The sequence below is a fragment of the Streptomyces sp. WM4235 genome, from assembly GCF_001279725.1.
Classification (GTDB): Bacteria; Actinomycetota; Actinomycetes; order Streptomycetales; family Streptomycetaceae; genus Streptomyces.
In genome coordinates, this window is the sequence record NZ_LGDE01000474.1 from 1 (window position 1) to 19,161 (window position 19,161).

Genomic DNA, 19,161 nt, shown 5'->3' on the forward strand with positions numbered 1-19,161 from the left:
ACCCAAGTCCGAGCACCACAGGTACCGTGCGGCGATGGCCTACGCGCTCGCCGCCTTCGAAGAGGTACTCAAATTCGTTCCGCCGGGCCAGGACGCCATACCGGCGGACGCCTTCACCTCCGAAGTGGGCAGGGCTCGCTATCGGAAGGGTCCTGGGGCGTTCGACCGAGACCTCATAGAGATGGACATCGACAGCACGCGTCGGGTTCTCGCCAATATCGACAAGTCGATTCCTCCGCGCGATTGAAGCGGCTGGAAGGCAGCACTGAGGAGCCCGGTGCGTCCGGGCCCCGGTCCATCCGGGCCCGGTTGTCCGTCCCCGCGCCGTCCTCGAGCCGTCACGGCGCCGGGACGGCTCCGGCGCGGGCCCCGGGCCGCGCTTGCTCAGGGAAGCGGGGAAGCCTTTACCTCTCGGGCATACGGGCCCCCACCACGGATCGTCTCCACCAGGGCCGGCTGAGTGCCGGAGGACGACACGATCGCCCGACCGGGGACATCGCGCCCAGGTCGGAGACCTTCAGGGCGCGGTCGCGGCGAACGGACTCGTCATGGTGCGGTTACCGGGTCCAACCTCCGTTCTCCGTCTCGCGGGCCGTGCTGTAAGCGCGCAGTTCGTACTCGCCGGCCGACACGGGCATGTCGCCGCGGACCAACTCGTAGGGGCCAGATCCGGACGGCACTGTCCCACTCCCGGGCACACCATGCGCCGTGGGCACACATGCGCGGGACGGTCCACGAAGACCGTCCCGCGTCCGTGACCAGCCCGCTGCACTCCCCACACTCAAGCATTGACCAGCGGTACGGGAGAAGCCCGGGCTGGAGCACTAGCCGTGGGCGGGCGGCGCCGCGTGGGTGTGCTGTTCGTAGAGGCGGTCGGCCAGCAGTGCGTGTGCGAGTGTGCCGCCTGCGCGGACGGAGGCGGTCACGAAGGCTGCCTCGGCCAGTTCCTCGGGGGTTACGCCGTGGCGGCGGGCGGCGGCCGTGTGTACGTCCAGGCAGTAGGAGCACTGGGTGACGAGCGCGACCGCCACGGAGATCAGCTCGCGGTATCGGCGCGGCACCGCCCCGTCCTCCCGGTCCACGGCCTGCTGGAAGGCGACCCACGCGGCGAACTCCGCGGGGGCCTTGCCGCCGACGGAGCGGGCGCGGTTGAGGTCGTCGGGGTGTGCGTACATGTGCGGGCTCCTGAAGCGGTGGGCCGGGGTGGGTGCGGCGGGCCCGTTGCCCGGCGCCTGGCACCACCTCACCGCGGGTGCTGCGGTGCTGTCCAAGACCGGTTTCGGGAGAGTGGGTTCGTTCTGGGTATCGTGGCTGGTCATGGACTTGCGGGCATTGCACTGTTTCGTCGCCGTGGCCGAAGAGGGCCACTTCGGCCGCGCCGCCGTACGTCTACGTCTGGCCCAGCCGCCGCTGAGCCGCCGTATCCGGGAGCTGGAGGCCGACCTCGGGTGCCGGCTGTTCGAGCGGATTCCCACCGGGGCGCGGCTCACCCCCGCGGGCGAGGTGCTGCTGGTGGAGGCGCGGGATCTTCTGGAACGTGCCGAACGCGCCCGCGAGCGGGTCCGCGGCACTGTGGCCGACCGGGTACTCGTACTGGGTACGGTCGCGGGCGCGGGCCTGGAGATCGGCCCGGCAGCGCTGGCCGCATTGCGGCGCATGCGCCCGGGGGTGCGGGTGCGGCTGCGTGAGGCGGCGGTCACCGATCCGACGGCCGGTCTGCGCGAGGGCCGGGTGGACCTCGCGCTGACCCGTCTGCCCTTCGACACCGCCGGGCTGACGGTTCGGCTGCTCGGTGAGGAGCCGCTGGTCGCGGTCGTCCCCGCGGCGGATCCGCTGGCGGGCCGCCCGCGCCTGCACGTCACTGAGCTGGCCGACCGCCCGCGTTTCCGCCTGCCCCCGGGAACCGATGCTCGATGGCGGGCCTACTGGTTCGCCGCCGAGGAGGGCACGCCGGGCCCGGTCGTGGCGTCGGTCGAGGAGTGTTTGCACGCGGTCCTGTGGGAGGGCGCGGTCGGCCTCCTGCCGGCCGGGGCCGCGCGGCGGCACGCGCGGACCGGCATCGCTTTCGTACCCGTCGACGGTCACCCGCCGAGCCGTGTCGTCACCGCCCGGCCGACAGGTGTCACCGACCCACTCGTCGACGCGCTCGCGGACGCCCTCGACACCGCGAGACAGTAGAGGGCGCGACGGGGACGGCGCGACGCGCCCGCGCCCATTCCCGATGAGGAGCTGTCGGGCCGATCATGCCGCTCGTAAGGGATCTGATGTGTCTGAGACCGGCGTGAGCAACGAGACCGCGAGCACGCGCTGTCAGGGGGCGGAGCCCTGGTGGACTGATCACTGGATGCCGGCATGACTGACGGCCTCATCCGGAATCGTCTCCAGCGTCGTTGGCTCGACTGTCCACGGGGAGGCGGCGCCGGCCACCCGCGGGACGGGATTGGCGGCGGGGCTCGCAACGTGGATCGGAGATGCCGGGAGAGCTCCCCTGGAGGCCGCCCGGGGGGGCCGGTACGGACTTCGTTCGAATCGAGGATCCGGTTCTGGGGCTGCCGCGGTGGTTGAGGAGTGGAGGCGACCTGTCAGGTCGCGAGGTATGCGGTGATGGTCTTGCCGTGGGGGCCGGATCGGATGTCCGTGTGTTTGGTGAGGCGGTTGACCAGAAGCCAGCCGAAGCCGCCCGGTACGTGTACGGGACTGCCTGGAGAGTGCGGCTGCCGTGGGGATGCGTCGGCGACCTCGACGACCACCGCGTCCGCTTCGACTCGGATGTCGAAGCCGGTCACGCCGCCCGCATGACGAACCGCGTTGGAGACCAGCTCCGAGACGACCATCAGCACGTCGTCCACCACGGCTTCAGCCTGGTGCGCCAGCGCGTGGCGGGCGATCTGGCGGGCTTCCTCAGCTCTCAGAGTCGCCATGGGCACTGACATCCTCTGTCGCTGCCTTCCCTCGGCATGCCGCCCGCCCCCTTGTTCCGCTGCTGGGTAACCACCCGCCTGGGGCAGGATATGGCAGAGGGCGGGCGGGGCGGCGTGTCAGTGGCTGCCGCCCCCGCCCGGAGCTCTGCGGGTGCGGCGTGTCAGGCGCGGTGCGGTCCGTCGCGAGTAGCCCAGGTCCGCAATCCTCATCGCCCAAGCGCAGAAGGCGGCAACCTCTCTGGGCCTGATCTGCTGGTCCTCAGGAATCCAGTCTGCGGTCGCAGCGTCCAGGAGGTCGGCCAGGCCGAGGTGGTGCCAGTCCTCGTGGACAGCGTTGTAGGCACGCATCAGTGGGGCGACCTTGTGCCGGATGCCGGCCACTTCGTCTGGTCCCAGACCGACCTGGTCCAGGCGGGCCTGAGCGGCAGCTTGGTGCTCGGTGGTGAACTCGGTGTCGAGGAAGGGCTCGAGAAGGTCACCCCACACGTCGGGCCTGGACCGTCGGGGAATCCGGTTGTCGATGCAGAAGCGTTCCAGTTCGGTACGCCGTTCAGCGGAGACGAAGACGGTCTCTCCCGAGACGGTGCGGATCTCCGGTGGGGAAGCATCCGGGTCGGCGTCCCGCATGACCGCCGCGGGGATGATGCCTTGGGGAGCGGAGTCTGCAGGAACGAGGGCAGAATCCGGAAGGCGGACATGGTCACCGGCGAGAACGGCGTGGAGTTTCACCCGGTCATCCTGGCCGACCGCAAGCGGGTAAGGAATGGGTGATCCGCTCCCGCTCGGCAGTGTCAGAACCACTCGTTGATGGCTGCGACCGGCTCGGTGGCTTGGTGGCCTGGTGGCGGACGGCGAGCCTGTCCCATCGCGTGGCGACGGCCCGGTGGCGCTTGAGCCTGTTGAGGCGCACTCGACCACATGGTGTGTCTTGTAGTCGTCTTGTCGAACAGGGGAGGGCGGCCGCCGCGGGAGCCGAGCTTCTCGCGCTTGCGGACCCGGTCGGACTTCTCCGGGATGGTGCGGCGGACACCCGGGGCGCGCAAGTAGACGCGGTTCTCGCGGAATCCGTATGCCCGCTCGGCGGGTCACGGGTCAGTCGGGGCACTCATCACCACGGGCTCTGCGTCGAATCCTGTACCTCGTCGCAGAGTTCAGGATCCTGCGAAGGCCGTTCCGTTCCTGGGCGTCGGCGTGTCCAAGATAGGACTGGCGATCAGCACCGTGGGGCGGTCTGTGGTGCCGGTGATGAACACCGTTGCCGCGCCGGGTTCCTTTGGGGCGAGTTCGCGCCGGAACTCGTCCAGGGCGATCCCCAGACCCGGCGCCGTTACTGCCACTCGGCCGACCGCGCGCTCGCGCAGTGTTGCCCTCAACGCCGCGCTCTTGAACGGCAGTACGTCTGTTATCTCGTACGCGGTCGCGAAAGGGGTGCGGTGCAGCTCGTCGGCGGTGATGAGCGGACCGCCTTCATCGACGAGGCCGCCGGAGACGTCCTGGGCGACCTCGGCAACCAGACGTGCATGGACGACGGCGGGGTCAGGTTCATAGAGGTAGCGGCCGACCGGTCTCACGGCCGGCTCCGGCAGACCGCGTCCGGCGAGCGAAACACCGCAGGGTAGGAGGGTGGCCTTGCGCACCGGGGTGGGCAGGGCTGTCCGCCGTCCGAGCAAGCCGAACCAAAGGACCACTTCCTGTATCTCCCCGTCATAGGAGATCCACTCGGCCTCGTCGGCCCGCCCGAGATCGGGCACAGCCTCGTCCGGGAGACCCGGTGCGAGCCTGATCCAGCCTGCCCCGGTCGTGCGCACCCGGTCCAACGCCCAGGACAGTGGTGGGTCGTACGCCTCGGGGTCGTGCCCCTCGCCCGGTCCGACCCGACGCATCAGGTCGATGAAGACGGCCTCGCCTTGACTGTCGAACCCCGTGATGTCCGCGCAGTTCAACTGGAGCATCGGCTCATCCATCGCCTGCCGGTTCGCCGCGGTGATCTCGATGGTCAGCGGATCCTTGTCGACAGCCTCGGTCATGTGCGACCAGCTCAGCACGAGGGCGTCGACACCGCTGCCAAGACTCATCGCGTCGATCAGCACGACACCGAGCTCGTCCAGGACACGGCTCAGTTTGTACTGGGACACGGCCAGGTGGGACGACAGCTCCACACTGTCCGGGGTGAAGTACAGACGAGGCGCGAACTCCCCGAACTTCGCCGCGGCCCGTCGCCGCAACCTCACCTGCTCGACGGCCGCGGACACCAATGCGGCAGGACGCTCACGCCGCAGATCAGCCAACGTCACATGCTCCAGGCCCGGTTCGACGTCCTGCAGCACGGTCAGTAGGGCCTGGCCCTCGGTCGTCAGCAGGGCCCGGAACGTCTCAAGATCCACCCGGACATTCAACCAGGCTCCACCCTTGCCCGGATGCCCGGCCTTGCACCGAAACCCTTGGCACGACGACCGGTCGGCCGGTCGGTCGGCTGGCCGGTTCCTCGTGGCCGTGATCTACGTGTGACGTTGCGGTTGTCCCGTCCCGCTGGACGTTCTCCCCGTCACGCTTGATCTTGGGTGGTTTGGTTTCCCTGGCACTGCACTACCGGGGGCAGCCGGTTGTTACTCTTTCCGATCATGCGAGCCCTCTTCCCGGGATCCTTCGACCCGATCACTCAAGGGCACCAGGACGTACTTCGGCGCGCTGCCCTCCTGTTCGACGAGGTCGTCGTGTGCGTGATGTTCAATGCGAACAAGACCGGCCGCTTGCCCATCGCGGAACGGCTGGACCGACTCCGCGCGGCAGCAACCGACTTGAACAACGTCACGGTCGACTCCCACACGGGCGGCCTGCTGGTCGACTACTGCCGCCGAGTCGGAATCGACGTCGTCATCCGCGGAGTCCGCGGCGTTCCCGACCTGAACTACGAAATGCCGATGGCCGGCATGAACCACGAACTGGCCGGGGTCGAAACGTTCTTCATCGCCGCAGACCCCGTCCTGGCCCACATGTCCTCCACCCTCGTCACCGCGATGAGTCAACAACGCCCTTTCCCCGAATGATGACTTGGGCGAGCTGCTCCGGCAGGTGGAGCGGCAACCCGAGACGAGTCCGTCGACCACCCTCGGGCCGATGTCGGTCATGCAGGCGCATGTGGAAGATCCATAACACGTGGCGAGAGGGACGCCGTGTGTCGAGCTCGGCTGTCGCGCACTCGCCTCGTGATCCAGGACGGCGGACCTGGACCCATGCCCTGAATGCTCTCGCCGCCGGAGCGGCTGACCCTCGGAATCGTCCGGCGGAGAATCCGTCCTCGACCCTGCTGAAAGGAGGCTGAAGCTCCCTGAAACGCTTTTCAGGGAGGTCGTCGCGTCGCGTGGATACTGACGATCATGCGAGTGCTGGTGGTTGAAGACGAGGAGCGGCTGGCCGCGTCCCTCAAGCGCGGCCTGGAGGCCGCCGGATACGCGGTCGATGTCGCCCAAGACGGCAGGATCGGGTTGTGGATGGCGAGGGAGCGCGCGTACAGCGCAGTCATCCTCGACATCATGCTTCCCGGCCTCAACGGCTACCGGGTCTGCGCCCGCCTGCGCACCGACGGCGTCGACACCCCGATCCTCATGCTCACTGCCAAGAACGGTGAGTACGACGAGGCCGAGGCGCTGGATACCGGCGCGGACGACTACCTGGCCAAGCCCTTCTCCTACGTCGTCCTGGAAGCGCGGCTCCGCGCCCTGTTGCGCCGCGGCGGACAGCGGATGCGTACCCGGATACGCCTGGGCGACCTGTGGCTCGATCCCGCCTCGCGGACCTGCGGACGCGCCGACCATCGGATCACCCTCACCGCCAAGGAGTTCGCGGTGCTGGAATGCCTGGCCCGTCGGGCGGGCGAGGTCGTCCCCAAGCTCGACATCGTGGATGAGGTGTGGGATGCGTCGTACGACGGGGACATCAACATCGTCGAGGTCTACGTCAGTACCCTGCGGCGCAAGATCGACGCGCCCTTCCAACGCAGAGCGATCGAGACGGTGCGCGGCGGTGGCTACCGGCTGGCGGCCGACGGTGGGTGACATCCGTGCGGGCCGGGCCCGCCTCGGCGTCGTGGCGGGCCTGAGCACCGTCGCCGTACTGGGCGCGGGCCTGGTGGCCCTCCTGATGATCGGCTCCATGCTGACGCCGCGGACCGGTGCCGACTTCGGTCTCCTCGGCCGTGTTCTGGCGCTCATCGAAGAGGGGGCGGCGCCCGGAGCTCTGCTGGCCGGCGCCCTCATCGCCGCTGCCACCTGGCGGCTGGGCGGGAGCGCGCGAACCCAGGGCGCGGTCACGGCCGCCGGCGCGACCGCTGTGCTGGTGACCTTCGCCAATGCGCGCTGGCTTCCCGCCGTGGTCCTGACCAACACCGGCCCGACTCCTTCCTATCTGCCGTGGCTGCTCCTGGGCACCGCTGTCCCGGTGTCCGTGCTGCTCGTCGCCGGCACCACTTGGGCGATCACGCCGCAGAGGGCGACGGCCGGGGACGAACACGGGCTTCCCAGCCTCCTGGTCATCGGCTCCGCGGTAGCGGTGCTGGTGGCTGAGGGCTTGTTCTTCGCCGCGACCGTGGAGTCCCACCGATGGGGGTGGAACTCCACCGGCGCGTTCACCAGTTGGTTCCTCACCATCGGTGGTGGACTCGCCGTCGGTGCCACTGTCTGGGTCGCGATCCAAACGGTCCTCCGCCCCATCGAGATCCTCAACCGCGAACTACAGGAGGTCACCGCCAGTCGCGCCCTCGACCAGCGGATCACGGTCCCCGACACCGGCACGCTGGTCCCCTGGCTGGCTCGCACCATCAACGTCACGCTCGACCGCGTCTTCGCCGGCGTCGCCCGACAGAAGGTCTTCATCGCCGACGCCTCTCACGAACTGCGCAGCCCCATCGCCAACCTCCGCGCCTCCCTCGAATCGTCCCTCGCCCACCCAGAGATGGTGGACTGGCCTGAGACCGTACGGGAAGCTCTCGACGACATCGAACGGCTCCAGCACCTCACCGACGACCTGCTCCTGCTCGCCCGGCTCGACGACAGCGCCCCACCGGCGGGCACCCCCGTCGACCTCGCCGCGCTCGCCCACGACCTGGTCGAGGAGTTCCGCCACCTCCGCATCCACCAGACGCTGCGCTTCACCTCCTACACCGACGACCCGGTGGTCGTTCACGGCAGCGCCGTGCAATTGGAGCGGCTGCTGCGCAACCTCCTCGACAACGCCGCACGGCACGCCCGCACGGTCACGGACATCGCCGTCACCAACGGCGCCGACGGCCTGGCCCGAGTGGAGATACGCGACGACGGCCCTGGAATCCCGCCCGCCGACCGCGAGCGGGTCTTCGAACGCTTCCCCCGCCTGGACGGCGCCCGCGCCCGCAACACGGGCGGATCCGGGCTGGGCCTCGCCATCGCTCGCGAGATCGCGGCCCGGCACGGTGGCACCCTGCGCGTGGCCCCCAACCCGTCAGGAGCCCTCCTCGTCGTCGGTCTCCCCCACGGGCAGTGACTCAAGGCTCACCGGGCGGTCGTCCTACCGCATGGCAAGCACCGGGTGGCGCTCCCGGGTCTGGGCGCGTGTCGGCCGAGGTCGACTTCGAGACCGCCGCCAGCCTCCACAGGTCGGCTTCACCGCCCGCCCCCTGGCCCGGCCCCGGGCTCATCCGCCCCCCGACACGCGCCCGTAGGAGAGTCCTGTGGCAGCCGAATGATTCGGTTTGTGTCCGCGGGGGGAATGGGCCTGTCAGGATGGTGGGAGCTGCCGAAACCTGCTGCAAGGAGGACAAGTTGGCCAGTCCTGAGGGTATGGGGCCCAAGGTGCCGCCGGCCTACCCGCCCAAGACGCCACCGCCGCAGAAGAAACCGGTTGAACCCCCGCGGCCTCAGCCGGCGACGAGCCCGAAGACGGAGGTCGCGGTACGGCGTCCGCGGATGGTCGTGCGGAATCGGCGTACCGCCGCGCTCACGTTCCGGGCCGACACATGGGCGGCGAAGAAGGCCGCCGGTCAGGCCGTGGAGACCGTCCGCGGATGGGACTACCCGGCATTGGACGAGAGTGACCTGGCAATGGTCGTGCAGCAGCTCGTCACGGCCGCCGTCGCCGACGGCGGCAAGCGGGTCAGCGTGCACCTCGGCGATCAGGAGCAGAAGGTCCTCGTCGCCGTTCTGAGCCACGTGCCCGGGGCGCCGGACGACTCTGTGCTCGGCCAGGTGGCGGCGTTGGCCACGGTCGACTCGGTCGGTACGGACAGCGCGCCCGACGGCAGGAGGATGTGGGCCATCCTGGACGCAGCGCCACGGCGCCCGAGGACCGCGACGACGGCAGCGTGATGGTCGGGAGCACAGGTGTGTTCCTGGCCGCGGAACGGCTCCGGTCCTTCAGCGGCTTGGCCAAGGCCTGGTAGAGCGGCGCTCCCTCCCAGGGGACGACGGTACGTCCCACCGTCTGGTACCGAGCCGTTCGTGCCAGGCGGAGGCCGGTGCTTCCGGGCGGACGGCGAGCGTGGTGCGTTCCGCGGTGAGGCCGTCCAGCAGTTCGGCATGCGGGTTTCCGTCTGAGGCGCAAGCCCCGCTGGTCCGTGAGGACGGTGAGTTTCTCGGTGACGAACGTGCGCCGGCCGTCCTCGCGCCGCAGCCGGCACTCCACGCTCGTCCGAGCTCACCAGCAGGCTGCCGGGGCTGCGAAGCCCGAACCTCCTTAGCACAGGACCACGGTGGGCGACCAGCGGCGCGCGAGCGGACAAGAAGCTCCCCCTGTTTGCCGCAAGCGCACCGGTGAGCGCCCTTGAAGCCGTGCATGGAGGCGAGCAGCCTTGTACGCCCAGTGGCCGGCTGGGGAGAGTGGACAAGGGGGATTGGCGTGAGCTTCGTCAAAAATTGGGTCGCCAGGGTGGCGGTGCTGGTGATCACCGCGAGCACCCTCTTCGCGCTGGGAGGGCCCATCGGCACGGCATCCGCGTCCAGTCTCGGCTGCAATGACGGGGACCGCGGTCTTGCCGCGTCCATAGCCTCCAGTGGGGCATTCAAGGAACCCGGCACCGCCACCACCTCGGACGGGGTACGCATCACCCTCCGCTACGCCCCGAAGTACAACTGCGCCTGGGGGCTGCTGAACGCCGAACCCCGCTACATCGGCCTCGGGAACGTCTGGATCGACCGTTCGTCGAACAGCGGGTCCGGTTGGGCCGGACCGCTGGGGACTGTCCGTACGGCATGGAACCAGACCAGTACCTACACGGGTACGTGGAACGTCAACGGCTACGACTCCGTGCGGGCCTGTGGCAATTCGATCGTTTCGGGTCGCGTGTCCAACACGGTCTGTACGCCCTGGTACTTCCCCGGCCGACTCGGCGCCGGCCGCATGTTGGGGGTCGGCGAGTACCTGACCTCGCCGAGCGGCAGGAACACCCTGATCATGCAGACGGACGGAAACCTGGTCGCCTACGTGCCGGGGCGCCCGGTCTGGGCCTCCGGCACCAACATCGCAGGCACCGTGTTGTGGATGCAGAACGACGGCAACCTCGTGCTGGTAGCGCCGGGCAACCGACCGATCTGGGCCACGGGCACGTCGGGTTCGGGGGCGTATCTGCAGATGCAGAACGACGCGAACGTGGTGGTCTACCGCAACGGGGTACCGCGGTGGGCGAGCAACACCGCGGGCCGCTGACGTTCATGCCCGAACACGAGAGCCCGCCCCCCGGGAGGGGAGCGGGATCCGTCGCGTGAACAAGGAGAACAACCGCACGGGACTCCCGAGCGGGCAATCTCCTACGGCTTGCCAAGCCCGCGCGTGAGCCCGGCAGTGCCCGAAGAGTCTTATTATCGGCGTCAGTTGCCGGTGGCGACGCCCTCCGCACCGTCCGCGATCCCCTCCCTCAAGGGGCACGGAAATCCGTGGACGGACCCGCGGAAGATCACGTACCGTGTGGCTCCACGCCCTGAGACGGACGGAAGGAGGCGAGTGCCGTGCAGTTCACACCATTCCAGCGCTCCCTCTTCCGCTGTCCCGGCGTGGTTCGTGAGTTCTGACCGGGGGCGCTCCAAGCAGCCTGTATTCCGGAGGAATCCATGACCGATCCGGTCATCCGCGCGCTCTCCGCGAGCGACGCTCATCTCTTCGACACACTTCCCGACCCCCTGGGCGCCCGTGAAGGCCATCGGCGTACCCGGTTCCGCCCCGAATGGAAGCGCGTCGCCCTGCGCGACGGCGAGGTCGTCGCACGCGGCGCGTGGTGGGGCGGCCCCGACGACTTGGAGCCCGTCAACATCAACTGGTTCGACGTGGCCGAGGGCGAGGAGGAGGCCGCGGCGGAACTCCTGCGCTCCGCTCCCTGGCAGGTCGAACTCGAGATCAACCTGCCCGGCGGCTGGCGGGAAGAGCCCGACCTGCGCGCCGCCGCCGAAGCGCGCTTCGCCGCCGCACGAGCCGCAGGGTATGAACTCCTGGTGGAACGCTTCCTGTACCGCTGGACCCCGGAGCGAGGTCTGCCCGAGCGGCCCGGACGCCTGCGCTTCAGCGCCGAACCCGACGACACCGTGTTCTTCGACGCGTTGCGCCGCATCCACTCCGTCACCTTGGACGCCCACGCGCTGAAGGCCGTCGAGGTGGGCGGCCTCGACCAGGCCGCCCAGGAGGAACTCGACTTCTTCCGCTGGTGCCCCTCCCCACGGGAGTGGTGGCAGATCGCGCACACGCCGGAGGGCGACCTGGCCGGCATTCACATCCCGGCCCACAACCCCTCCGGCCCGACCATCGGCTTCATCGGAGTCGTCCCGGAACAGCGCGGTCATGGCTACGCCTACGACCTGCTCGCGGAGTGCACCCACTTCCTCGTCGAGCAGGGCGCGGATTTCGTCAGCGGAGCGACGGACCAGGGCAACTTCCCCATGGCCGCGATCTTTTCCAGGGCGGGCTTCCCCGTCGTCAATGAGCGCATCAACTTCCACCCGGCGGGCCGGGCAGCCTAGCGAGGAGTAGCACACCTGGGCATTGGACGGGCGCGGGGTGCACGCGTACAACTCTGACCGGAACGTGCGACTTCCGCGCACGCGTCCGCAGGATGCCTTGACGCACCAACCTCGCGACCGCGGCCTTCGCGCTGATCCACTCTGCGACGGAGCACAAGATCAGGCGAAGGCCGCCGCCACGTCCGCTGAACGGCGAAAGCGCCGACCAAGTTCGATCCGCGTCCGGCACCGAACCACGAATGACGAGGTGTGCGGCGCGACGGCGCGGCGCGCCGCCGCCGAGAGTCGACGGCCCGCGTGAGAACACCTCGGGGCAGGGCTTCTCGTCCCTCGGACTTGGCGTCGCCGAGGGCGTTGGCAAGTCCGCAGCCGTGTCGTCGTCGAAGGGGCCGGTGTCCCCGGTAGCCATGCTGATCTCCTTGCATGGCTTTTGCCGGGATCCTCGCATCCGCCGGTGACAACCCGGTCAGAGCCTGTCCGATGGGCCGTGTGAGGTGGTCAGGACACCGTGGCTTAGTGTTTGCCGCTGAACGAAGGTGGTCGCTTGTCACGCGGTACAGCCGAAGCAGAGGCGGGGATGAAGGGGATCACGTTTCCTGCCTGGCACGGAAAGCACTACGTCACCCTGGCTGAGCTGGTGGTCCGCCTCGGCAGCTTCGGCCTGGACCTGAAGTGGCACGTCGAATTCGACGAGATCGTCGATCCTCGCTGTACCGAGATGGAGAGACGGTCTGCCGACGGGGGCATGGACACGTTGACGCTGTTGTCGCTGACGACCCCCTTCCTCCAACTGATCGACGCCGAGGCACGCGGGTCCGTCGAGGACAGGGTGATGGCCGTCCTGACCGAAGTTGACAGTTCGTTGTGGGACGTCAGGGCCGTCGACGAGGGCATACTCAGCGAACTTCGTCGCCACTATCCGGGTGCGACGGACCTCTGAGCGGGGCCGGTCGCGGCGTGACGAGTACGCCTCGTCTCCCCCAACGTGGTCGGGCCGGGTGCGCGGTCGTCCACCACCTGCCGGGACACGCGGATCGCCTCCAACACGGGAATCATCCACGGTGCGTCCTCCCACTGGCCGGCCGTGATGACCGACCTGAGCGGGCGCTGCCCGCCCTCGCCGGCGAGGTGGATCTTGCAGGAGGAACCCTCCTCGCGAGCGTCCCAGGGCCCCGTGGTCAGGTGTATGGGCTCCAGCGGCCGAGGCGTGCCATGGTCTTGCGTGCGGTGTTCTCGTCGAGTCCGAGCGCGGCGGCGGCTTGTACGGCGTTCAGGTCGTGGCGAGTGCTACGGGCGGCCCAGTAGCCGACCCGTTCGGCGGTGATCTCCATCCTGCGGGTCGCGCGGACTGCCGCGATCGGGGAGTCTTGGGTCAGCTTGTCGATCTCCTCCTCCAACCGTCGCAACAGGTCGGTGACGGTCGCGGGCAGGGGAACGGTCGTGGCCTCGACCCGGGCGGTGTGTCCGTCCCAGTCCCGCAGGCACGCGTCGGCCTGTTCGTCGCCGGCCTCCTCCAGTTCCGTCTCGCCGATCGCTTCCCAGTCCAAGGGGTGTTCGGGGCCGGTCCAGCCGCAGGAGCACACCGCGCGCAGCGTGCCCGCGCGCGGTCCATGCGGGTGTCGGCCGTCGTAGACGCTCCACTGCGAAACGCTCTGCCCGCTGGTTCCGGACGCGCTGTCGAAGTACACCGGGGGCGGCACGCTCCCGTCGGTGAGGAGCACTCCGACCGCGCCCTCGTGGCTGGTGCCGAATTCCTCCGTCGTCCAGGTCTCCCGCTCGCCCACGACACCACTTCCCAGATTCCGCCGGTCGGCGGGCCCGGCCGGGCGCCGCCGTAGACGACCATGCCGCAGTGAAGAGCGGCGCAGGCCCGGATTCACCAATGAGGTGACAGGAGCGGTGAAGTATCGGGGTGTCGAGGACATCTGCGCATGTCCTGCGCTTCCTCGCCTTCGCCGGCATCGCGGAGTGTCAGGCTCCCGGTCGGATCGGGCCGACGGCGGTGCCGGCGGTCACCTCGAAGGGGCCTTCGGCCACGGAGGTACCGGGGATCTCGCCGCCGGGGGCCCTGAGCGTGAACGAGGCTTCGTCAGCCGGGGTGCCGCGGCCGTCGGCGGGGACGCGGATGTCGAAGTGGACGGGGTGTCCCGGCCCGAAGGTCACCGAGGTGGTCTGGTCGCCGTATCGCCCGGCGGTGATACCGAGGGGTGTGCCGTGCTGCGCGAAGGCCACGTCGGTCGGGGAACCGGCGAGGCGGCACGTCGCGTACCCCTTCGGCGCGGTGAGCGTGACACGGAAGTGCACGTGCCCGGAGTCGGGCCGATCCCGCGTGATCTTCGCGAGGTGGTTGGCCGGTCGACAGGCCGACGGGGCGGTGACGTCACCCGATGGCACGGCCTGCGCGGTGCCCGCGCTCGCGAGGGCAGCCCCGGTGACGGCGATGACGGTGGCGGTGGCGGTGATGACGGTGGCGGTGTTACGGCTGGTGGGCATGTGGGATCTCCCTGCGGTTCGGTTCACGGATGGTCCCCACCGAACCATGGGACGCCGGGATCCCCTGACCGACACTCCCCGTGACAATGACCCGAAACATCTACAAACCGGCCGTTACGGGCAGGGCGGTCGGCACCGAGTGGTCTGAGGGGTCACAGCCTCCGCGAGCGCCCCGGACGGCGAGGCCCGTAAATTCGCTTGTCCGACCCCCGGGCCGCCGGTGATCATCCTCGGGACCCGATGCCCGACGAACACCGGAGACACATGACCACCGAACTCGCCAAGGCCTGGAAGCTCTTCGAATCCGGCGACCCGCAGGGGTCGATGCGGACCCTGCGGTTTGCCGCCGAGGAACTCGCGTCCGCCGAAATCGCCCCGCTGGTGGCCAAGTTGGCCGACGGCGCCGGATTCGCGGACCTGGCCGAGGCTTCGACCGGGCTGGCCGCCCGGCCACTGGAGGTCGAGCGCCTCTACGTGTTCGGTTACGCCTGTGTCGAACGCGGGCTCTCCGCGCTGGCCGTCCCCGCCCTGCGGAAGGCACTGGGGCTGCTCCTGGCGCCGCCCGAGCCGAAGCGCACCGGTCTGTTCCGCCGCAAGCCCCCTCAGTGGACCGACCCGAAGCTCACGCCCGGCCGGATACTGCTGGAGTTGGTGGCGGCCCTGGAGGACGTCGACCGTTACGCCGAGGCGACGGACCTCCTGCGCGCCCACGACGCCCTGTTGGAAGACTGGCCCGGTCGCTACCTGACGGTCTACAACGCCCTGATGAGCGGTCGGGTCGACATGGCCCGGACCGTGTACGCCGCGCTTTCGGCCCCCGCCGGAATCTGGGTGGAGCCCGGCCAACGGGTCGGCCGGATGCTCGACCGCGCCGCCGCCCTGCCGCCCTCGGGCGACACGGACCTGCGCGGCTGGCACTACGTGCTGACCGGCGGACTGCTCACCACCCTGTCACCCCACGGCTTCAACCAGGGCATGACCGGACGCTGGGCGTACCTGCAGGACGAGTTCGAGTCCTGCAGGTACGGCCTGGAGCGGCTGCGGAGCGTCCTGGGGGCGGCAGGCCGCAAGCCGGCCTCCATCGGACTGCTCGCGGACCGGGGCAGCCGGGCGCTCGGCCTCGCGGCGGCCCGGCTGCTCGACGTCCCGGCCGCCCCCTACCGGCCCGGAACCCCGGACGTGTTGGTGGTGGCGTACGACCTGAACGCGTGCGAACCCGCCTCGGTCGCCGCGCTGCGCGATCGGGCCGAGGGCGAGCTGCTCTTCGAACACGCCACTTGTTGGACCGACACGCCCGTCGCCACCGCCGATGTCTCCACCCTGCTGGTGCAGAGAGTGGTGGCTCCCTGGGAGTCGGGCCTACGGGTCGCCGAGGACGGCGGGGTGGAACGGTCGGAGGCCGACGAACGCTCGGCCGAGGAACTGGCCGAGGCGATCCTGGCGGCCGACCCGACCCCGCAGGAGGGCGACGGACAGTCCCCGCCCGACCCCGACGAGGCCTTCACCGCGTTCGCCGCCCGGGCGACCGCCCGGTGGGCGACGGGCCCGCGCCATCGGATCAACTCCCCCGGGCCGGTGCGCAGCGCGCGCTTCGCCTGAGTCCGTCGCCTCAACGGGCCGTTCGGCCGTACGGCCGGGGACTTCAAGCGGAATCGAGCCGCGCCTTTCCGTCACCGGACAGCGCCCCGCCGGCACGTTGTTTGTGGCGATCCGGGGGTAGCGTCCTCGGCATGGACTTTCGTACCACCGTTGAGCGCGCTCAACGCCTCAAGCAACTGCACGCCGAGTACCAGCCGCTCGTGCTGCCTACCGTCTGGGACGTCTGGTCCGCGCGGGCGGCGGCCGGCGCCGGGTTTCCCGCGTTGACGGTCGGCAGTCATCCGCTCGCCGAGTCCCGGGGGGCCGAAGACCACGAGGGGCAGACCTTCGAGGAGGTGCTCGCCGCCGTCAGGCCGATCATCGCGGCGGTCGACGTCCCCGTGTCCGTGGACCTGGAAGCCGGGTACGGACAGGAGCCCGCGGATCTCATCACCGGACTCACCGAGGTCGGCGGCGTCGGCCTCAACATCGAGGACACCGTCCACTCGGACGGCGGACGCGTCCGCGGCACAAAGGAACACGCGAACTACATCGCCGGCCTGCGCGCGGCGGCCGACGACGCGGGCATCCCGGTCTGGGTCAACGGGCGCACCGACCTCTTCCTGCACGCGGAGGAGGCCTCCGGCGTCCTCGACGAGGCGATCGAGCGACTGCGGGCCATGGAGCGGGCCGGCGCCGACAGCGTCTACCCGGTGGCCATCCAGGACAACGACGAACTGCTCGCGGCGGTGATCGGCGCCGTCGGCATTCCCGTGAACTCCACAGCCCATCCCGTCAAACATGATCTCGAGCGCTTCCGCCGCCTCGGCGTCGGCCGGATCACCTACGGCCCGCTGCTGCAGCTCGCGATGACGGACGCGATGAAGGACATGCTCGGTCCGTGGGCGCCCTGAAGGGTTGAGCGAGCGACGGGGGCGCCCTTGGAGAAGGGCGCCCGAAGCGCCGCTGGCGGCCACTCGGTGGCTTGGCCTGGGCGGGCGGTGAGGCTCCCCGTTCACGGACCCGCTCGGCATCGCGGTCGGCAAAGGACGTTGGCCAGGAGGTCATTCCTGGGCCTCTCGGGCTTCCGCGTGGGAGGGCCTCCCGGCTCACTGCCCTCTCGGGTGACGGTGTCGTCGCACGCCGGCTTCGGCAGCGCCTTCGCGATGACGCCCCGCCAGTAGGCGGCCTGCCCGACGAGCCAACCCCCGCCACCGAGAGGCACGTCGGCCGTCGTCCCGGTCGCCTCAGGAGGCGGGAATCTCCACATCAGCGCCAATGCGCAGATCGTTGTAGACAACTCGCCATCCAGGACCGAGTTCGACCGCCAGCTGCCGTGCGAGGGTCTCGCCGTCTTGGGCGAATTCGTGCTCGGCCTCTTCGGTGGGGAACCCGGACAACCTGGGGTCGTCCATGTCCAGGGTTGCGTCGAAGCGCCCGGCCCAGGCATCCAGCCTCTCGGCCAGAAGCGGCGTCAGCCCCATATCGGTGCTGTCCGGCGCGACATTGTCCGCCCTGTCCCCGGTCAGCCAGAGCGGGTAACACTCATAGTCTGCCAGGAGACGAATGGTCGTGATCTCGCTGTTCAAGGTGCGCTCCTCATGTTTGCCCCACAACAAAACCATGACCTCCCGTGGTCACTGCGATCAGGTGCGTTCTGCCCTTGAGGGGGCATCTCGTGGATCTGCGCGGGGCTGAGCGGCGTGGTCATGCGCGTGCGCACGAATGGCCGGACGCCCGGCCGGGAACACCTCACCGGCGGCCCCGACTCGACCGCCCGCTGCCTCGCCGCAGTGGACGTTTTCATGGCGGACCGTACGGAGGACAACCGTGCAGCCGCCCGGGCCGCCTACCTGGCCGTCCCCGAGACCGTGCGCCGCGACGCGCTCGGCGACATGGACCGCAAGGACCACCCCCTGCGGGTGCTGGTGCAGCCAGGTGCGCGGTTCACCGAACGTCCACGAGGCCAGGTGGTGCGCGGACGCCGTCCGCCGTGCGATGCGTGGTCCGTCGGCCGATCATGCCGTGATGATGCCGGACGGACCGGCCGGGAAGCACCTCGATTGTGCGTCGGGGGTGTCGTGTGATGATGTGCGTCCACTCTCCGGGGAGGCGATGGTGCCGAGAAAGGGCGCGCGATGGGCCGCGGGCGTGATGTCCGCGGTCTGCTTGATGCTGCTGCTCGGCCCCAGCGCACCGAGCGGTGGCGCCCCCCTCGCCAGACCGTTGCCGTTCGACACCGCCGAGGACGTCGTACCGGACCGGGTCGGCACGTGGAACATCTGCAATCCGTGCGGGGGCGGGCACGACTTCGGCCGGGCGACGGAGATCGCCACGTACGCGCCGCAGGTCATCGGCCTGCAGGAGGCGTGCGTACGTGACGTCGAGCAGATCCGCAGGTACCTGGAGGAGGTCTACGGGCTGGTCTACCGGGTCGAGTACGGCTCGGTCCTGCGGAACTGGAACCGCTGCGGGGGGCTGCCGTGGCGGCCGGGCGGCTTTGGCCAGGCGATCCTCTCGGCGGCGCCGATGACGGACCGGGTGAGCGTCGAATACCCCGATGGCGGCTCCGAGGACCGTGGTTACCTGGCCGTCACCACGCTGGTGGGCGGCCGGCCGGTCCGCGTCTTCAACACCCACCTCGCCGAGCGCCGGCAGGCACCGGTGCGGGCGGGCCAGGTGAAGGTGCTCCCCGCGGAAGTCGCCCGTCACGGCCGCGCGATCGTCCTCGGCGACTTCAACGCCGTGCCGCACGCGCCCGAACTCGGCCCGATGTGGGCCCTGGCCACGGACACGGACCCCGGCTGCCGCCCCTCGACCGCCACCGGCGGCACCTGCGCGGCGACCACCGATTGGAACAGTAAGTTCGACTACGTGTTCCTGCGCGGCATCAGCGCGCGCACGCACCGCGTCCGCCCCAGCCCGCACTCCGACCACCACGCGCTGTACACCGACCTGGACCGGGGCTAGACCATCCCTTTCCGATCGCCGGATCGCCGGATCGCCGGATCGCCGGTGTGGCCGTGCCGTTGATCGAGAAGACCGAGCGGCTACGGGCCCGGCCGGGACCGGCGCCGGGACACGGGCCTCGGCGGTCCGCTCGGGTCGGCCCCCGGGTCGGGGCAATGCCCTTCATGCTGTGCGCGGTCAGAAAATCACCGTGAATGACGTAGTGGCGGGCGTCGGACCGGGGG

The 19,161-nt window shown here is 69.8% G+C and carries 19 protein-coding genes and 3 pseudogenes; 14 read left to right on the top strand and 8 right to left on the bottom strand.

Annotation, left to right across the window (positions count from 1 at the left end; translation table 11 throughout):
* Nucleotides 1–247: pseudogene (locus tag ADK55_RS35030) on the top strand (hypothetical protein); the annotation flags it as partial.
* Nucleotides 248–557: 310 nt separating this feature from the next.
* On the opposite strand, the gene ADK55_RS40620 reads toward ADK55_RS35030, so the two are convergent.
* The gene (locus ADK55_RS40620) at nucleotides 558–680 is read right to left on the bottom strand and encodes a hypothetical protein (protein ID WP_267887376.1); all 123 of its coding nucleotides are present in this window, start codon (nucleotides 678–680) and stop codon (nucleotides 558–560) included.
* A 144-nt stretch (nucleotides 681–824) separates the two neighbouring features.
* Complete coding sequence (locus tag ADK55_RS35035) at nucleotides 825–1,175, bottom strand: carboxymuconolactone decarboxylase family protein (protein ID WP_053684981.1); 351 nt, start codon at nucleotides 1,173–1,175, stop codon at nucleotides 825–827.
* 142 nt (nucleotides 1,176–1,317) lie between these two features.
* Here ADK55_RS35035 and ADK55_RS35040 point away from each other — a divergent pair, with 142 nt between their 5' ends.
* A complete protein-coding gene (locus ADK55_RS35040; protein ID WP_053685013.1) occupies nucleotides 1,318–2,178 on the top strand; it encodes a LysR family transcriptional regulator in 861 nt (286 codons plus the stop codon).
* Nucleotides 2,179–2,582: 404 nt separating this feature from the next.
* Here ADK55_RS35040 and ADK55_RS35045 read toward each other — a convergent pair whose 3' ends face one another.
* On the bottom strand, nucleotides 2,583–2,921 hold the full coding sequence (locus ADK55_RS35045; protein ID WP_234350378.1) for an ATP-binding protein: 339 nt from the start codon (nucleotides 2,919–2,921) through the stop codon (nucleotides 2,583–2,585).
* 324 nt (nucleotides 2,922–3,245) lie between these two features.
* Between ADK55_RS35045 and ADK55_RS38980 the strand changes: the two genes are divergently transcribed.
* Nucleotides 3,246–3,692 carry a hypothetical protein gene (locus tag ADK55_RS38980; protein ID WP_159041647.1) on the top strand — a complete coding sequence of 149 codons (447 nt, stop codon included), beginning with the start codon at nucleotides 3,246–3,248 and terminating at the stop codon, nucleotides 3,690–3,692.
* A 380-nt stretch (nucleotides 3,693–4,072) separates the two neighbouring features.
* Here ADK55_RS38980 and ADK55_RS35055 read toward each other — a convergent pair whose 3' ends face one another.
* The gene (locus tag ADK55_RS35055; RefSeq protein WP_234350379.1) at nucleotides 4,073–5,248 is read right to left on the bottom strand and encodes a THUMP-like domain-containing protein; all 1,176 of its coding nucleotides are present in this window, start codon (nucleotides 5,246–5,248) and stop codon (nucleotides 4,073–4,075) included.
* A gap of 294 nt (nucleotides 5,249–5,542) precedes the next feature.
* On the opposite strand from ADK55_RS35055, the gene coaD reads away from it, so the two are divergent.
* The 7 genes from coaD (at nucleotide 5,543) to ADK55_RS35090 (ending at nucleotide 12,836) form a co-directional block, all read left to right on the top strand.
* Nucleotides 5,543–5,968, top strand: a complete 426-nt coding sequence (gene coaD / locus ADK55_RS35060; protein WP_053684989.1) for a pantetheine-phosphate adenylyltransferase — start codon at nucleotides 5,543–5,545, stop codon at nucleotides 5,966–5,968.
* Nucleotides 5,969–6,298: 330 nt separating this feature from the next.
* On the top strand, nucleotides 6,299–6,976 hold the full coding sequence (locus ADK55_RS35065; RefSeq protein WP_053684991.1) for a response regulator transcription factor: 678 nt from the start codon (nucleotides 6,299–6,301) through the stop codon (nucleotides 6,974–6,976).
* Nucleotides 6,969–8,438: a sensor histidine kinase gene (locus ADK55_RS35070; RefSeq protein ID WP_159041648.1), complete on the top strand. Its 1,470-nt coding sequence runs from the start codon at nucleotides 6,969–6,971 to the stop codon at nucleotides 8,436–8,438. Before ADK55_RS35065 ends, ADK55_RS35070 begins: the two co-directional genes overlap by 8 nt.
* A 422-nt stretch (nucleotides 8,439–8,860) precedes the next feature.
* The gene (locus ADK55_RS37275) at nucleotides 8,861–9,259 is read left to right on the top strand and encodes a hypothetical protein (RefSeq protein WP_234350380.1); all 399 of its coding nucleotides are present in this window, start codon (nucleotides 8,861–8,863) and stop codon (nucleotides 9,257–9,259) included.
* Nucleotides 9,260–9,788: 529 nt separating this feature from the next.
* The gene (locus ADK55_RS35080) at nucleotides 9,789–10,595 is read left to right on the top strand and encodes a hypothetical protein (protein WP_159041649.1); all 807 of its coding nucleotides are present in this window, start codon (nucleotides 9,789–9,791) and stop codon (nucleotides 10,593–10,595) included.
* Nucleotides 10,596–10,996: 401 nt separating this feature from the next.
* On the top strand, nucleotides 10,997–11,896 hold the full coding sequence (locus ADK55_RS35085; RefSeq protein ID WP_053684997.1) for a GNAT family N-acetyltransferase: 900 nt from the start codon (nucleotides 10,997–10,999) through the stop codon (nucleotides 11,894–11,896).
* 577 nt (nucleotides 11,897–12,473) lie between these two features.
* Nucleotides 12,474–12,836 (top strand): hypothetical protein, encoded by a 363-nt coding sequence (locus ADK55_RS35090; RefSeq protein WP_053684999.1) that lies wholly within the window; start codon nucleotides 12,474–12,476, stop codon nucleotides 12,834–12,836.
* On the opposite strand, the pseudogene ADK55_RS39400 reads toward ADK55_RS35090, so the two are convergent.
* From ADK55_RS39400 to ADK55_RS35100, 3 genes and pseudogenes are all read right to left on the bottom strand, one after another.
* Nucleotides 12,816–13,106: pseudogene (locus tag ADK55_RS39400) on the bottom strand (IS5/IS1182 family transposase); the annotation flags it as partial. The gene ADK55_RS35090 and the pseudogene ADK55_RS39400 sit on opposite strands and share 21 nt — an antisense overlap.
* Nucleotides 13,075–13,680, bottom strand: a complete 606-nt coding sequence (locus ADK55_RS35095; RefSeq protein ID WP_199826713.1) for a hypothetical protein — start codon at nucleotides 13,678–13,680, stop codon at nucleotides 13,075–13,077. The pseudogene ADK55_RS39400 and the gene ADK55_RS35095, both read right to left, overlap by 32 nt.
* A 187-nt stretch (nucleotides 13,681–13,867) precedes the next feature.
* Nucleotides 13,868–14,389, bottom strand: coding sequence for a DUF4232 domain-containing protein (locus ADK55_RS35100; protein ID WP_053685001.1), 522 nt, complete (start codon nucleotides 14,387–14,389; stop codon nucleotides 13,868–13,870).
* A gap of 264 nt (nucleotides 14,390–14,653) precedes the next feature.
* On the opposite strand from ADK55_RS35100, the gene ADK55_RS35105 reads away from it, so the two are divergent.
* Both ADK55_RS35105 and ADK55_RS35110 read left to right on the top strand, forming a co-directional pair.
* Nucleotides 14,654–15,988, top strand: a complete 1,335-nt coding sequence (locus ADK55_RS35105; RefSeq protein WP_053685003.1) for a hypothetical protein — start codon at nucleotides 14,654–14,656, stop codon at nucleotides 15,986–15,988.
* A gap of 131 nt (nucleotides 15,989–16,119) precedes the next feature.
* Complete coding sequence (locus ADK55_RS35110) at nucleotides 16,120–16,881, top strand: isocitrate lyase/PEP mutase family protein (protein ID WP_053685005.1); 762 nt, start codon at nucleotides 16,120–16,122, stop codon at nucleotides 16,879–16,881.
* Nucleotides 16,882–17,214: 333 nt separating this feature from the next.
* On the opposite strand, the gene ADK55_RS35115 is transcribed toward ADK55_RS35110, so the two are convergent.
* Entirely contained in the window at nucleotides 17,215–17,556 is a 342-nt protein-coding gene (locus ADK55_RS35115) for a hypothetical protein (protein WP_159041650.1), read from the bottom strand.
* 168 nt (nucleotides 17,557–17,724) lie between these two features.
* Between ADK55_RS35115 and ADK55_RS38230 the strand changes: the two are divergent.
* Both ADK55_RS38230 and ADK55_RS35125 read left to right on the top strand, forming a co-directional pair.
* A pseudogene (locus ADK55_RS38230) lies at nucleotides 17,725–17,967 on the top strand (DUF7639 domain-containing protein); the annotation flags it as partial.
* 115 nt (nucleotides 17,968–18,082) lie between these two features.
* Nucleotides 18,083–18,937: an endonuclease/exonuclease/phosphatase family protein gene (locus tag ADK55_RS35125; protein WP_053685011.1), complete on the top strand. Its 855-nt coding sequence runs from the start codon at nucleotides 18,083–18,085 to the stop codon at nucleotides 18,935–18,937.
* The last annotated feature ends 224 nt before the right edge of the window (nucleotides 18,938–19,161 follow it).

Excerpts from the sequence above, each read along its gene's own strand:
- ADK55_RS35035 (WP_053684981.1), bottom strand. The coding sequence starts at position 1,175 with ATGTACGCACACCCCGACGACCTCAACCGCGCCCGCTCCGTCGGCGGC.
- ADK55_RS35040 (WP_053685013.1), top strand. The coding sequence starts at position 1,318 with ATGGACTTGCGGGCATTGCACTGTTTCGTCGCCGTGGCCGAAGAGGGC.
- ADK55_RS35045 (WP_234350378.1), bottom strand. The coding sequence starts at position 2,921 with ATGGCGACTCTGAGAGCTGAGGAAGCCCGCCAGATCGCCCGCCACGCG.
- coaD (WP_053684989.1), top strand. The coding sequence starts at position 5,543 with ATGCGAGCCCTCTTCCCGGGATCCTTCGACCCGATCACTCAAGGGCAC.
- ADK55_RS35065 (WP_053684991.1), top strand. The coding sequence starts at position 6,299 with ATGCGAGTGCTGGTGGTTGAAGACGAGGAGCGGCTGGCCGCGTCCCTC.
- ADK55_RS37275 (WP_234350380.1), top strand. The coding sequence starts at position 8,861 with ATGGTCGTGCGGAATCGGCGTACCGCCGCGCTCACGTTCCGGGCCGAC.
- ADK55_RS35085 (WP_053684997.1), top strand. The coding sequence starts at position 10,997 with ATGACCGATCCGGTCATCCGCGCGCTCTCCGCGAGCGACGCTCATCTC.
- ADK55_RS35090 (WP_053684999.1), top strand. The coding sequence starts at position 12,474 with ATGAAGGGGATCACGTTTCCTGCCTGGCACGGAAAGCACTACGTCACC.
- ADK55_RS35100 (WP_053685001.1), bottom strand. The coding sequence starts at position 14,389 with ATGCCCACCAGCCGTAACACCGCCACCGTCATCACCGCCACCGCCACC.
- ADK55_RS35105 (WP_053685003.1), top strand. The coding sequence starts at position 14,654 with ATGACCACCGAACTCGCCAAGGCCTGGAAGCTCTTCGAATCCGGCGAC.
- ADK55_RS35110 (WP_053685005.1), top strand. The coding sequence starts at position 16,120 with ATGGACTTTCGTACCACCGTTGAGCGCGCTCAACGCCTCAAGCAACTG.
- ADK55_RS35125 (WP_053685011.1), top strand. The coding sequence starts at position 18,083 with ATGGTGCCGAGAAAGGGCGCGCGATGGGCCGCGGGCGTGATGTCCGCG.